Here is a 13609-nt window from a genome sequence, read left to right as displayed (position 1 = left end):
GATCATTTCACCGGGCGCAATTCGGTGAATCTTCCGCGAAGTTCAAAGCAATTCCAAATATTGTCGTCAGCGCACGATCTAGCTGGGAAAACGTTGTCCCGCATGGAGCTTCTGCCATTTGGTGGATCGTGTCCGTGTTTCTGTGGGGTATCGTCTTCCGTCTGGTCCGGACCCGGCCATCTCGCCGATCAGGCATGATCCTCCGGGCATTTCCGAAGCGCAGGAGGAATGGTGATCGTTCCCGCCGCCGGCACCGGCGTCGAATTCGGAGAGTGGGAAGCCGAAGTATCGACGGCGTCCATGCGGGTGACGGATATCCCCCGCTTGCCGCGGGAGGTGGCCCCGCGGGGACGGAGCGTGGACGTGGCCGAGGCGGAGGACTTCCTCCGGCTCTTCCACGCCGAAACGGACGACGGGGGAACGCGGCTGGGCGAGCGGCTCGACCGGGTCCGCGCCGAGATCGAGGAGACCGGGACCTACCGGCACACCACGGCCGAGGTGGAGTTCGGCGCACGGGTGGCCTGGCGGAACTCCGCGCGGTGCATCGGCAGGCTGTACTGGCACGGATTGAAGGTGCGTGACCGCCGTGACGTCACCGGCGCGGACGCCATCGCCGAAGAATGCGTCTCCCATCTGCGCGAGGCGACCAGGGGCGGCCGGATCCGCTCGACCATCACCGTGTTCGCGCCGGACGGCCCGGCCGGGCCCGGTCCGAAGATCCACAACGACCAGCTCATCCGGTACGCCGGCTACCGGCTCAGCGACGGTTCGGTGCTCGGCGATCCGCGCTACGCCGACTTCACCGAGTCCGTGCAGGAACACGGGTGGCGCCCGCCCGAGCGCAAGGGCTCCTTCGACGTGCTCCCGCTGCTCATCGAGTCCGAGGCGGGGGAGCGGCGCCTGTTCCGGCTGCCGCCGGACGCGGTGCTGGAGGTCCCGCTGTCGCATCCCGACCACCGGTGGTTCGCCGGGCTCGGGCTGCGCTGGCACGCGGTGCCGGCGATCAGCAACATGCGCCTGGAGATCGGCGGGATCACCTACCCCGCTGCGCCGTTCAACGGCTGGTACCTCGCCACCGAGGTCGGCGCGCGCAACCTCGCCGACACCGACCGCTACGACCTGCTGCCGGTGATCGCGGACTTGATGGGCCTGTCGACGGTGTCGGAACGGACCCTGTGGCGTGACCGCGCGCTGGTCGAGCTGACGCTGGCGGTCCAGCACTCCTTCGACGCGGCGGGCGTGACCGTCGCCGACCATCACACCGAATCGCGGCGGTTCCTCACACATATCGCCAAGGAGGAACGCGCGGGCCGCCGCTGCCAGGCGGAGTGGAGCTGGATCGTCCCGCCCTTGTCCGGCGGGCAGACCGCGGTGTTCCACCGCTACTACGACGAACCCGATCCGGCCTTGAGACCGGCGTTCCTGCCCCCTGGGTGAACGCCCCCGACGGGTGAAGGGGTGAACCGAATGCGGCGTGTCGATGGGCCGGACGGCGGTACGGGTTGCGGCCGCGCGGACAATGGGGGCATGACCGCAGTACTCGTCGCCCATGCCGGGAAGTCCGGCGGGACAAGGGAGATCGCCGAGGTGATCGCCGCCGAACTGCGGGAGGCCGGCCTGACGGCCGAGCTGCTGGACGCCGCCGAGGTCGACGACGTCGAAGCGTACGGCGCGGTGATCGTCGGGAGCGCGCTGTACCGGCGGCGCTGGCGGCCGGAGGCGGTACGCCTGCTCGCCGAGCACGAGGAGGCGCTCCGGAACCGCCCGGTCTGGCTGTTCCACAGCGGTCCCTGCGGACCGCTCGCCGCGGGCAAACACATCAGCCTGCCAGCCGGGGTCGCCCTGCTCGCCGCGCGGATCGACGCCGAACGCACCGCCACCTTCGGCGGCAGGCTCACCCCGGCCACCGCGAAGGGCCTGTTCTGGAAGATCATGGCCGCGGGCCCGTGGGCCGGCGACTTCCGCGACTGGGCGCTGATCCGGTCCTGGGCGCGCGACGTCGGCCACCGGGTGCGCATCCGCGTCACCCTCTGAAACCCGCGGTTTCGTCGGTGCCCTGTCGTAGGGTGCCTTTATGGACAAAAGGTTCACCGCGACGCTGCTCAAGAGCCCGGAAAAGGGCGGCTGGACATACGTGGTCATGCCCGGCTCCGCCGAATTCTTCGGCACCAAGGGCCTGGTCAAGGTCCGCGGGACCATCGACGGGCATCCGTTCCGGAGCTCGTTCATGGCGCTGGGCGACGGTACCCACAAACTCCCGGTGAAGGCCGAAGTGCGCAAGGCGATCGGCAAGGAGGAGGGCGACACCGTGGACGTCGTCCTGCTCGAACGGCTGGAGGGCTGAGTGGCCGCGGAGTGGAAGCCGTCGCCGGTCATCAAGATCTACGAGGCGCTCGGCGCGGTCGCCGACGGGCGGGTCGAGGTCGACGGTGACACGGCGCGCGTGACGTCTTCGGACAAGGCGAAGACGTACGACGTGCGCCACGATCCGGCCGCGGGATCGATCACGGCCAACGACAACGGGTCGTACTGGCAGGGCTATCTCGGCTATCCGGGCATCGCGTACCTGATGGTGCGCGGCCTGCTCGCCTACGACAGCGCCCTCGCCGCCGAGCTGGCGGGCGTGCCGTGGAAGGAACTCGCCACCCGGTATCGCAACGACTGGGCGAAGGTCGAGAAGCACGTCCGTGACGACCTGTCCGAGCGTGGCGTGGACCTGGACCGGTTCGACGCCGGACTCGCGGAAATCTCCAGTCGGCTGGAGGAATTGGCGCTCACCAAGCTCTCCCCGCGGCTGCGGCCGCCGAAGTGAGGTAGGCGCGAGCTGCAGGTCGTGAGTGGTAAGTGTCGTTCTAACGACACTTACCACTCACGACATCCTTGCGAAGCCTTATGAGACGGGTGTTCTTCGCTTGACCTTGAGTTAAGTAGAGGTTTTAGCGTGGGCCAGGTCAAGATCCCCTGGCACGTGAGGAGAACATCCCGATGGCTGTATCGGCACAACGGCGGGCGGAGGCGGCCCCGCCGCCGGACAAGGTTCCGGCCGAGGCCTGGCGGATGGCCTGGGTGATCGTGCTCGGCGCGTTCATGACCATGCTGGACACCACGGTCCTCGCGGTGGGCGCCGAGACGCTCACCCAGGAACTCGGCGCCGGAATCGCTTCCGTGCAATGGGTTTTCACCGTGTATCTGGTGGCGCTCGCGATCGCGCTGCCGTTGTGCGGCTGGCTCAGCCGCCGGTTCGGCGCGGGCCGGGTCTGGCTGATGTCGCTGGCGGCGTTCACCGTGGCGTCGGCGCTGTGCGCGCTCGCCGGGAACGTCGGCTGGCTGATCGGGCTGCGGGTACTGCAGGGCCTCGCCGCCGGGTTGCTCGTGCCCGCCGGGCAGACGGTGCTCGGCCAGGCCGTCGGGCCCGCCCGGCTCGGCCGGGTCATGGGAACGCTGGGCATCGTGATGAGTGTGGGCCCGACGTTCGGCCCGGTCCTCGGCGGTGTCCTGCTGCGCGGGCTGTCGTGGGAATGGCTGTTCCTGATCAACATCCCGATCGGCGTGGTCGCCCTGGTGCTCGGCCTGCGCCTGGTTCCCCGTGGCGAGAAGGGCGCGGCGGCGCGTCCCGACTGGCTCGGTTTCCTCTTGGTGAGCTTGGGGATCCCGGCGTTGCTGTACGGGCTCACCACCTGGGGTGAGGGCGGCGCGGAGTTCGGTGTGGGTGTGCTGGCGCCGCTCGCGGCCGGGATCGCGCTGCTGGCGCTGTTCGTCCGGCGCTCGTGGGGGCGGGCGGACGCGGTCATGGACCTGACCTTGTTCCGGAGCCGGGTCTACACCGCGGCTGTCGCGCTTTCCTTCTTCGCCGCCCCGGCGTTGTTCGGCGCGCTTTTCCTGCTGCCGCTGTACTTCCAGGTGCAGGGCGGGAACGGGGTCATCGAGACGGGCCTGCTGCTGATGAGCCTCGGGGTCGGCACGGCGATCGCACTGCCGGTCTCCGGCAGGCTCACCGACCGGTACAGCGCGGGCCTCGTGGCGGCGTGGGGGAGTGCCGCGACGCTCGCCACCACCGTCCCGTTCGCGATCGGCGGCTTCCCGCCGGACGGTGTCGTCGTGCAGATCCTGTTGGTGGCCAGGGGATTGGCCGTGGCCTTCCTGCTGCTGCCCGCGACGACGGCCGGCTACGCGGCCGTCACCAAGGAGCAGCTGCCCGACGCCGTCGCGCAGATCAACATCGTCAGCCGCGTCGGCGGGGCGGCGGGGACGGCGCTGTTCGCCGTCGTGCTGGCGAACCTGCTGCCGTCGGGGACGGCGATGGCGTTCCGGGTGACGTTCTGGTGGCTCACCGCCGCGGCCGTGATCGCGGTGGCACTGGGAATCAGGCTCTGGGGGGTTTCGCGGCGTGCTTGACCTCGTGAGTGGTAATGACGGTTAGAACCGTCATTACCACTCACGAGACCGGCTGCTCAGTCGCAGTGTTCGACCGGGCTGTTGTACGCCGTCCCGCCCGCGGAACCGCCCCACTTCACGCATTTGCCCGCGGCGGAAGCGCGGACCGGGCCCGCGAACCAGGCGAACGAGCCGGAGTCGGTGATCCGGGACGAGCCCTGGACCTCGAGGTAGGCCGACGTCGCGGTGGCGGTGCCCGCCGACGTGCTCTTCATCGTGCTGACACAGTTCTGTCCGTTGGAAGCGTTGTAGGACAGGTAAACCGTGCCCGCGGTCCCGAGCGGAGCCGAATCGATGACGCCGTAGCCGCCGCCGCACGCCGGGGCGCCGAGCGTCGTCTCGGTGACGGTCGAGAAGCGGATGGTCTCGTTGGCGTTGCCGGCCGGACCCGCTTCGTACAGCACGCCGACCGAACCCGAGGACAGCTGGACCATGTCGGAGTAGGCGGCGTCACCGCTCCACACCAGCGTTCCGGCGGAATTGCCCTGCCAGTTCGCGCCCTCGTCGAACGACGAACGCACGACGAGCTCCTTGCGGCGGTCGCAGACCGACGGCGCGGCGAACAGGATCCGGTTGTACTTGCCGGCCTTGTCGGTCGCGGTCATCCGCGCGGTCGAGGCCTGGACGACCGGGGTGATCAGGTCCTCTTCGAAGGTGAACTTGGTGGAGAAACTCGCTCCGCCGTCGGAACTGAGGGCGTAGGCGCGGTTCTTCGCACCGCCGCTGAGGCATTTGTCGTCGTTGTTGGCCTGGTTGCGCGCCGCCGCGTAGACCCGCCCGTCGAGCAGCTCGGTGACGCTGATCTCCTGCGGGTTCAGCGCGGTGGTCGCCGGGGTGTCGGTGGCGCCGCGCTTCCAGGTGACGCCCTGGTCGTCGCTGTAGATGAGCGCGCCGCTGTTCGCGGTGCCGATGGTGTAACTCATCCCCGCGACGATCCGGCCGGCGTGCGCGCCCCGCGTCAGCACGATGCCGTGCGACGGGCCGGTCGCGAGCCAGCCCGGCGCGGAGCTGAACCCGAGCTGCGTGGTGAGCACCTTGGGCGCGGTCCAGGTCTTGCCGTGGTCGTCGCTGATCGACACGCGCGGAATCCGGTTGCAGTCGGGGTTCTTGACGCATTCCATCACCGAGAGCAGCACGATCCGCCCGGTGGACGGGATCACGATCGGCGTCGGGTTTCCTTTGGTGTCACCGAAACCTTCGATGACGATCTTCGGTGCGCTCCAGGTCTTCCCGTTGTCGGCCGAGCGCTTCACGACGAGATCGATGTCGCCGCGGTCGTTGCAGAAGCTGGCGCCGCCCTTGCGGCCTTCGGCGAAGGCGAGCAGTTCGCCGTTGTTCGCCTTGACCACGGCGGGGATTCTGAAGCAGTCGTAACCTTCGGTTTTCTCTTTGTACACCAACGTGTTTCCGACGGCGGCGGCCGAGACCTGGTCGGTGGACACCGGTGCGGCGAGGGAGGTGGCCGGGGATGCGCCGACCGCCGCGGTGGCGACGAGGGCCGCGAACAGGCCCTGTGCGACGCGGGAGATCTTCACGGGAGTACTCCGTCCTGGATGCGATTCCGGGTGACGGGAGATCAGAGTCCTTCCCTGTCGTACAAGGCGCGTACAACCCGGTTTCGCGCTGTGTGTCAGGTGACGCAGAACCGCGGCGCTTTCGCTGACAGAGTCGGTCTCGTCGGACACGGCGCGAGAGCAGGGGAGGGCCGATGAAGGTGATCGATCCCGAGGGACGTGGGTGGGTGGTCGATCGCCGGTTCGCGCCGTGGCGCCGGTGGGTCCAGCCCTTCGCCGGACTCACCGGCGGTTACCGGCACTACGAGCTCACCGCGTACTGGAAGCTCGAGTCCGGCGACGGCGTCGAGGGCCACGAGGACACGCCCGTGGACAAGGTGCTCGTCGGGACGGTGGGGGTGCTGGTCGCCTTGGAGGCACTCGTGAAGTTCCCGGTGTACCTGCTGCTGGGGATCTTCCTGCTGCCGTTCCTGTTGCTGGAAATGGCGGGCCAGGCCGTCGCGGGTTCCGTCGCGCGGCTGGTGCGGTGGTTCCGGAACGCGCCGGCCAGGGTCGACGTCGCCGGCTGGCACAAGGATCAGAGCGGGCTGGTCTCGCTGACGATCCTCAGGGTGCACGACGACCTGGCGAAGCCCTTGACGATCGAGCTGTGCGCCCTGCTCCGGGAACGCGTCATGTTCGATCCCGGCGAGCCCGCCGTCCGCGAGGCACTCACCCGGTTCGGCGCGCGGGTGGAATCCCATCGGACCCTCCTCTGGCGGAGATCTGTGTCAGGATCCGGTCACCGATGAGGGAGGAACGCGATGCGGGTGACCGATGCCGACGGCGGCGAGTGGCTGATCGTGCGCCGGTTCGCGCCGTGGCTGCGCCGGATCCGCCCGATCGCCATCGTCACCGAAAGCGAGCGCTACCGGGAAGTGTCGTTCACCCGGCACCGCGGCCGGTCCGCCGAGAAGGAACGCCTGGGCTTCGAAGACCTGCTCATGCTGGGGTTCGCCGCCACGCAGGTGGCGGGGCTCGCGCTGATCCTGTCGCCGGTCCTCCTGGCGGAACTGGTGGCCTGGGCGGTGACAGGGGCGTTCCTCTGGCTGGCGAGGCTGACCGGTCTGATGCGGGCCCGGATCGACCTCGTCGCGCCACCGCCCGCGGTGCGCAGTCTCGCGCCGGTGCGGGTCCTGCTGGTGCCGAGGACGGCCGCGGCCCGGCTCGTCCGCGAACTCGGCGGCCTGATCGAGACCACGCCGGACTTCGATCCGGAGAACGAGCCGCGCGTGCGGAAGCTGCTCTCGGCCACCGGGGCGCGGGTGGAACGGCATTTCGGCCTGCCGTGGCGGCTCAGTGCTCGTCGGGCGCGAGTTTCCTGAGGTCGCGCAGGCTCCGGACGACCAGCCGCTGGCGCCCGGTGCTGAGCAGCCCGTCGGCGCGCAGGGTCCGCAACGTCCTGGCGACGGCTTCCCGTGACGCGGACGCGAGTCCCGCGAGATCGCGCTGGCTGATGCGCAAGGCGATCAGCGTGCCGTCGGGTACGGGGACGCCGTACCGCTCGGCGAGGTCGACCAGGATCGCGGCGATGCGCTCGGCGGCGGTGCTGTCCCCGAATTCGGTGCGGCGCGAGTTGGCGTAGCGCAACCGGGAGGTGATGATCCGGAGCAGGACCACGGAGATACCGGCGTGTTCGCGGAGCACGGAGTTGAACGCCCGCGAGGACAGCCACAGCCCGGTGACCGGTTCGACGGCGATCGCCGTGGCCGAACGCAGGCTGCCGTCCATCGAGGCCATCTCGCCGATGATGTCGCCAGGGTCGCGGACGGCCAGCACGGCGTCGTAACCGCCGGTGGACACCGACGTGATCTTGACCCGCCCGGTCATCAGGATCAGCACCCAGTCCGAGCGGTCGCCCTCGCGGATGATCACCGTCCCGGCTGGGTACCGGCGCAGCTCGGCCGCGGCGCGCAGCGCCTTGCGCTGGACGTCGTCGAGCAGCTCCCAGAGCCTGCCCGGTGAATCGTGCGGCTCCGCCGCCGGCTGTGTCATGCCTTCTCGTCGCCTCCGTGCGCGATGGTACGAGCAGGCGCCGTCCGGCGTTAACCGGGGAGCTCGTGATACGCCTGGGAGAGGCGCCGGATCCCGTCCCGCACCTGTGCGCCGGTCGCGGCACTGACGTAGCTCAGGCGCAGATAGGGCCCCGGCGCCTCGGCCGCGAAGTAGAACCTGCCGGGGGTGACCGCTACTCCGGCGCGGAAAGCGGCGCTGGTCAACGTCATTTCGTCGGCGGATCCGGGGAGCGGCTGCCACAGGTGATAGCCCCCGGTCGGAACCGGGACGGCGCTCCAGGAAGGCAGGAATTCCCGCAGTGCCGAGACGGCGACGTCGCGACGTTCGCGCAGCGAGGCGGTGAGGGTCCGCAGATGACGGGCCCAGGCGGGAGAACTCACCAGCTCCAGCGCGGTTTCCTGGAGTGGACGGGGCACGAAGAAGCTCTCGACGGCGTGCAGTCCGCGCAGGCGTTCCAAGGCGGGCCCGCGGGCGGCCAGCGCGCTGATCCGCAGGCTCGGTGACGCCGGTTTCGTGAGCGACCGGATGTGCACGACGACGCCGTCGGGGTCGTCGGCCACGAGCGGCGGCGGGGGCGGCGGGCTGCCGGGATGGGCCATCAGCCGCGCGAAATCGTCCTCGATGACGAAAGCGCCCGCCTCACGGGCGATCCGCAGGACCTCGGCCCGCCGTTCGGCGCAGAGGACCGCGCCCGTCGGGTTCTGGAACGCGGGCTGGCAGACGAACAACCGGGCACCGGTGTCGCGGAAGGCGTCCGCGAGCAGTTCGGGCCGGACGCCGTCGCGGTCGATCGGCACGGGGACCGGCCGCAACCCCGACGCCCGCGCGATGGCCAGCATCCCCGGGTACGTCGGGGATTCGACCAGCACCGGCGCGCCGGGGGCGCCGAGCGCGCGCAACGCCGTGGTCAGCGCGCTCTGCCCGCCCGCGGTGACCAGCACGTTCTCGACGTTCACCGGGCTGCCGATGTCCCTGGCGAACCAGGCCCGCAGTTCGGGCAGGCCGCAGATCGGCGGCCGGGTCCAGGCACCGGGACGGCGTCCGGCCCTGGCCGACGCGGCCGCGAGGTCCCGTTCCGGTTGCAGGCTGGGATGCGTGTAGCCGCCGTTGAGGTCGATGACCCCCGAGGGCGGGTCGCTCAGCGCGGCGAGCACGCCGGTCGCGTCGATCGCGCGGATACCGGACTGCGAACTCAGCGACACCTCCTGCCAGGAGACGTCGCCGGTCACCGACGACTCGCGCGGCGGCGGCGCGCGGAAGACCCCGGCGCCGGGGCGGGTGATCACCAGGCCTTCCGCGGCGAGTGCGGCGATGGCGCGCGACACCGTCACGGGGCTCACCTTCAGCTGCCGTACGAGTTCCCGGCTCGACGGGAGCTTTCCGTCGACCGGATAGCGGTCGAGGTCAGCCCGCAGCTGTGTGACCAGGCTGGTGACGCTGCTACCATCGGACATGAGACTGGATGATAGCGCTATCGCGGACCGGGCAGTAGCGGTCCGCTCCGGGACCGCGCTGGCGGCGCTGGGTGTCCTCGCCTTCTCGTTCACGTTCCCCGCCACCGTGTGGGCGCTCAAGGGCTTCGACGCGTGGACCGCCACCGGGCTGCGCAGCGTCCTGGCCGCCCTGGTCGCCGGCACCTGTCTGAAGGTCTTCCGGGTCCCGCTGCCGAGGCGCGACCAATGGCGGGGCCTGGCCGTGGTCTCCCTCGGCTGTGTCCTCGCCTTCCCGATCCTGACCACGCTCGCGCTCAAGACGTCCTCGACGGCGCATTCCGCGGTGGTGATCGGGCTGCTGCCGCTGGCCACCGCCGTCATCTCCTCGAAGCTGACCGGGCACCGGCCGTCCCGCCGGTTCTGGCTCGCCGCCGCGGTCGGCGCGAGCGCGGTCGTGGTGTTCACCGTCGCGCAGAGCGGCGGCGGACTGTCCACAGCGGACCTGTTCCTGTTCGGCGCGCTCGTGCTGTGCGCGTTCGGGTACGCCGAGGGCGGCAGGCTGGCCAGGGAAATGGCGGGCTGGCACGTGATCGCCTGGGCGCTGGTCATGGCACTGCCGGTCACCGGCGCGTTCGCCGTCTTCGGGCTCGCGACCGAGCCGCTGCACGTCACCGGTGAGGGGATCATCGGCCTGCTGTACGTCGCCCTCATTTCCCAGTTCGGCGGGTTTTTCGCCTGGTACCGGGGAATGGCGGAGATCGGGGTCGCGCGGGCCAGCCAGTTGCAGCTCGCCCAGCCGCTGCTGACGCTGGTCTGGGCGGTCCTGCTGCTCGGTGAGCACCTCCCGGCCGCCGCGCCGGTGACGGCGCTGATCGTCGTCGCCTGCATCGTGGTGACCCAACGCTCCCGGAGCTAGATCCACGTCGCGAATCCGCCAGACCACGGTGCCCGCGCGGTGATGGGCTGGAGCGCATGACCGCTTCGACCCTCGACACCTCCGCGCGGACACCGGTGAAGGGATGGCTCGCCGTCCTCGCGGTGACGCTGGGGATCTTCTCCCTCGTCACCACGGAGATCCTGCCGATCGGCCTCCTGACCCCGATCGGAGAGGACTTCCGGATCACAGCGGGGACGGCGGGCCTGACCATGACACTGCCCGGCTTCGTCGCCGCGCTCGCCGCCCCGGCGGTCACCGTCGCCGCCGGACGGCTCGACCGCCGCGTCCTGCTGTGCGGCCTGATGGTGGTGCTGGCGCTGGCCGACGTCCTCGCGGCGACAGCGCAGGCCTACTGGGCGGTGCTCGTCTCGCGGATCCTGGTCGGACTGGTGATCGGCGCGTTCTGGGCGATCGGCTCCGGGCTCGCCACGCGGCTCGTCGGCCCCGCGCGGGCGGGGACGGCGACCGCGGTGATCTTCTCCGCCGTGCCGCTGGGCTCCGTGCTCGGTGTGCCCGCGGGAACGTTCGTCGGCGAACTGCTCGGCTGGCGAGCGGCCTTCGCCGTGATGGGTGTCTTCACGCTCGGCGTGCTCGCCGCGCTGGCCCTGTCGCTGCCGCCACTGCCGTCGGCGGGCGGCACCCGGCTCGACGTCCTGCGCGAGATGACGCGCGGGCGGGCCACCAGACTCGGCCTGCTCGTCACGGTGCTGGTCGTGCTCGCCCATTTCGGGACCTACACCTACGTCACGCCGCTCCTGCGCCAAGTGACGCAGGTGAGCCCGGAGCTGATCACCGTCTTCCTGCTCGTCTACGGCACCGCCGGGATCGCGGGCAACTTCGCCGCGGGTGCGGCGATCGCCCGCGACCTCCGCCTGACCTTCCTCGCCGCCGCGGGGCTGATCGGGGTCGCGACCTGCGCGTTGCCGTTCGCCGGCGACACGCGGGCGGGCGCGCTCGTGCTGCTGGTGATCTGGGGTTTCGCCTATGGCGCCGTCCCGGTCTGTTCGGGAACGTGGTTCGCGAAGGCGGCACCGCGCTATCCCGAGGCGGCGTCGGTGCTGTTCACCTCGTCGTTCCAGGCGACCCTCTCGGCGGGCGCGCTGCTGGGTGGCTTCGTCGTCGACGCCGTGTCCGTCCCGGCGGTGATGTTCACCGGCGGCGCGGTGGCCCTGCTCGCGGTGGCCGTGCTCAGCCGAGTACGGCCAGCGTGACCAGCGCGGTGGTCCCGACCAGCAGGGTCGAGAGCAGGCCGAGCAGCAGGGCACGGCCCCCGGTGCGGACCAGCGTGCCGATCCGCACCGCGCAGCCGAGTCCGAACAGCGCCCCGGCCAGCAGCAGCGTGCAGCCGACCTTGGCGACGTCGAGCGCGGCGCCCGGCACGATCCCGGTGCTGCGCAGGGCGGCCATCGCGAGGAAACCGAGGACGAACAGCGGAACCAGCGGCGGGCGCTTGCCGCCGTCGGCCGGGCGGTGGCGTTCGTGCACGCCGACCGCGGCGACCATCGGGGCCAGCAGGACCACCCGGCTGAGCTTGATCACGATGGCGACCGCGATGGCGGCGCCGCCCGCGGGGGTGGCCGCGGCGACGACCTGCGCGACCTCGTGCACGCTGAGCCCGGCCCATTCGCCGATCCGGACCGCGTCGAGGCGCAGCCAGCCGCCGAGCAGCGGGACGGCCGCGATGGCGAGCCCGCCGTAGAAGGTGACCAGCGCGACCGCGGTCGCGACGTCGGAGTCCTCCCGTTCGACGACGCCTTCCATCGCGGCGATCGCCGACGCGCCACAGATCGAGAAGCCGGTCGCGACCAGCATCGCCAGTCCGCGCGGCACGCCGAGGAGCCTGCCGAGGCCGATCGTGCCGAGGAACGTGATGCCCACCGTGAGCACGACGGCGAGCAGGGTGCCGGGGCCGAGCGCCAGCACCGAGGGGAGTGAGAGTTGCAGACCGAGCAGCACGACACCGGCGCGGAGCAGTTTCTTGGTGACGCCGGAGATCGCCTTCCGGGTCTCGTCCGACAACGCGGGCAGGGAGCCGGCGAGGATGCCGAGCACGACGGCGATGGTGAGCGCGCTGACGACCGGGACCGCGGTGCCGACCAGGTAGGCGGCGGCCACTCCGGCGCCGGTGATGGCCAGGGCGGTCAGGTAGGGCCTCGTCGGTCTCGCGTGCGTGGTGCTCATGGTTCGAGCCTCGTCCCGAAGAGGCGGCCTCGGTAGCGGTGAATACTGGGGGTAGGTCATAGACTTGGGCTATGACCGCACCCGATCTGGACTCCCTGCGCCTGCTGGTGCTCGTGGACGAACTCGGCAGCATCGGGCAGGCCGCGGCCAGGCTCGGGATCGCGCAGCCGTCGGCGAGCAAACGACTGTCCACAATCGAGCGACGGCTCGGGCTGGTGCTGGTCGACCGCACGCGGCGGGGGTCCGCGCTCACCCCCGACGGCCGGGTCATCGCGGGCTGGGCGCACCGCGTGCTGTCCGAACTCGACGGTCTCCTCGACGGCGCCGAAGCGCTGCGCACCCAGCACGAGGCGGAACTCCGCGTCGCCGCGAGCATGACGCTGGCCGAACATCTGGTCCCGGGCTGGATCGGCGAACTCAAACGCGGGAACCCGGGGCTGTACCTCGGACTGGAGGTGACGAACTCCGATCAAGCGGCCGAATTGGCCAGGGAGGGCAAGGTCGACCTCGGGTTCGTCGAGTCGCCTGGCGCGCTGCCCGGCCTCTCGTCGAAGCGGGTGGCCACCGATCGCCTGGTCCTCGTCGTGGCCGGAAGCCATCCGTGGGCGCGCAGGCGCCGCGCGCTGACCGCGGCCGAACTGGCGGTCACGCCGCTGGTGGTCCGCGAACCCGGTTCCGGGACCAGGGAAACCGTGGACACCGCCTTGCGCAAGGCCGGGGTGGGTCCGGCGAAACCGTTGCTGGAACTGGGTTCCGCGTCCGCCGTCCGCAACGCCGTGATCGCGGGCGCCGGTCCGGCGGTGATCAGCGAACTCGACGTCGCCCGCGACGTCGCCGACCGCAGGCTCGTCGCGGTCGCCGTCGAGGGTGTCGACTTCGGGCGGGAACTGCGCGCGGTGTGGCCCGCCGGGCGGCGGCTCGCCGGACCGGCCGCCGCGCTGCTGGCCCTCGCGGTCCGCTCCCGGAATCCGCGCGGCTGACGGCGAACGGACGAATCGTCCGCCGGCTCTTGAAAAGCCGGGGTGTAGGGGCTCTCCTGGAGGGGTACCAGCTTT

The 13609-nt window shown here is 70.8% G+C and carries 14 protein-coding genes; 10 read left to right on the top strand and 4 right to left on the bottom strand.

Annotation, left to right across the window (positions count from 1 at the left end):
• Window positions 1-228 precede the first annotated feature (228 nt).
• The 5 genes from L324_RS11765 (at window position 229) to L324_RS11745 (ending at window position 4395) form a co-directional block, all read left to right on the top strand.
• Window positions 229-1437, top strand: coding sequence for a nitric oxide synthase oxygenase (locus L324_RS11765; RefSeq protein ID WP_037306351.1), 1209 nt, complete (start codon window positions 229-231; stop codon window positions 1435-1437).
• Window positions 1438-1527: 90 nt separating this feature from the next.
• Complete coding sequence (locus L324_RS11760) at window positions 1528-2034, top strand: flavodoxin domain-containing protein (RefSeq protein ID WP_037306350.1); 507 nt, start codon at window positions 1528-1530, stop codon at window positions 2032-2034.
• A gap of 40 nt (window positions 2035-2074) precedes the next feature.
• Window positions 2075-2344, top strand: a complete 270-nt coding sequence (locus L324_RS11755) for a DUF1905 domain-containing protein (protein WP_037306349.1) — start codon at window positions 2075-2077, stop codon at window positions 2342-2344.
• Window positions 2345-2812, top strand: a complete 468-nt coding sequence (locus L324_RS11750; RefSeq protein WP_037306348.1) for a UCP014422 family protein — start codon at window positions 2345-2347, stop codon at window positions 2810-2812.
• Window positions 2813-2985: 173 nt separating this feature from the next.
• Window positions 2986-4395, top strand: coding sequence for an MDR family MFS transporter (locus L324_RS11745; protein WP_051173860.1), 1410 nt, complete (start codon window positions 2986-2988; stop codon window positions 4393-4395).
• A 56-nt stretch (window positions 4396-4451) separates the two neighbouring features.
• Here L324_RS11745 and L324_RS11740 read toward each other — a convergent pair whose 3' ends face one another.
• Entirely contained in the window at window positions 4452-5969 is a 1518-nt protein-coding gene (locus L324_RS11740; protein WP_037306347.1) for a sialidase family protein, read from the bottom strand.
• Window positions 5970-6142: 173 nt separating this feature from the next.
• On the opposite strand from L324_RS11740, the gene L324_RS11735 reads away from it, so the two are divergent.
• Complete coding sequence (locus tag L324_RS11735) at window positions 6143-6739, top strand: hypothetical protein (protein WP_037306346.1); 597 nt, start codon at window positions 6143-6145, stop codon at window positions 6737-6739.
• 12 nt (window positions 6740-6751) lie between these two features.
• Window positions 6752-7312 (top strand): hypothetical protein, encoded by a 561-nt coding sequence (locus L324_RS11730; protein WP_037306345.1) that lies wholly within the window; start codon window positions 6752-6754, stop codon window positions 7310-7312.
• Here L324_RS11730 and L324_RS11725 read toward each other — a convergent pair.
• Entirely contained in the window at window positions 7284-7982 is a 699-nt protein-coding gene (locus L324_RS11725) for a Crp/Fnr family transcriptional regulator (RefSeq protein WP_051173859.1), read from the bottom strand. The genes L324_RS11730 and L324_RS11725 overlap by 29 nt on opposite strands.
• A gap of 50 nt (window positions 7983-8032) precedes the next feature.
• On the bottom strand, window positions 8033-9457 hold the full coding sequence (locus L324_RS11720) for an aminotransferase-like domain-containing protein (protein ID WP_037306344.1): 1425 nt from the start codon (window positions 9455-9457) through the stop codon (window positions 8033-8035).
• Here L324_RS11720 and L324_RS11715 point away from each other — a divergent pair.
• A complete protein-coding gene (locus L324_RS11715) occupies window positions 9456-10352 on the top strand; it encodes a DMT family transporter (RefSeq protein WP_037306343.1) in 897 nt (298 codons plus the stop codon). The two genes, L324_RS11720 and L324_RS11715, sit on opposite strands and share 2 nt — an antisense overlap.
• A gap of 56 nt (window positions 10353-10408) precedes the next feature.
• Window positions 10409-11584 (top strand): MFS transporter, encoded by a 1176-nt coding sequence (locus L324_RS11710; RefSeq protein ID WP_081736296.1) that lies wholly within the window; start codon window positions 10409-10411, stop codon window positions 11582-11584.
• Here L324_RS11710 and L324_RS11705 read toward each other — a convergent pair.
• Window positions 11562-12554, bottom strand: a complete 993-nt coding sequence (locus tag L324_RS11705; protein ID WP_037306342.1) for a YeiH family protein — start codon at window positions 12552-12554, stop codon at window positions 11562-11564. The genes L324_RS11710 and L324_RS11705 overlap by 23 nt on opposite strands.
• 71 nt (window positions 12555-12625) lie before the next feature.
• Between L324_RS11705 and L324_RS11700 the strand changes: the two genes are divergently transcribed.
• Window positions 12626-13534, top strand: coding sequence for a LysR family transcriptional regulator (locus L324_RS11700; RefSeq protein ID WP_037306341.1), 909 nt, complete (start codon window positions 12626-12628; stop codon window positions 13532-13534).
• The last annotated feature ends 75 nt before the right edge of the window (window positions 13535-13609 follow it).

This window comes from Amycolatopsis orientalis DSM 40040 = KCTC 9412 (assembly GCF_000478275.1).
Lineage (GTDB): Bacteria > Actinomycetota > Actinomycetes > Mycobacteriales > Pseudonocardiaceae > Amycolatopsis > Amycolatopsis orientalis.
This window is presented reverse-complemented; position numbering and strand designations above follow the sequence as displayed.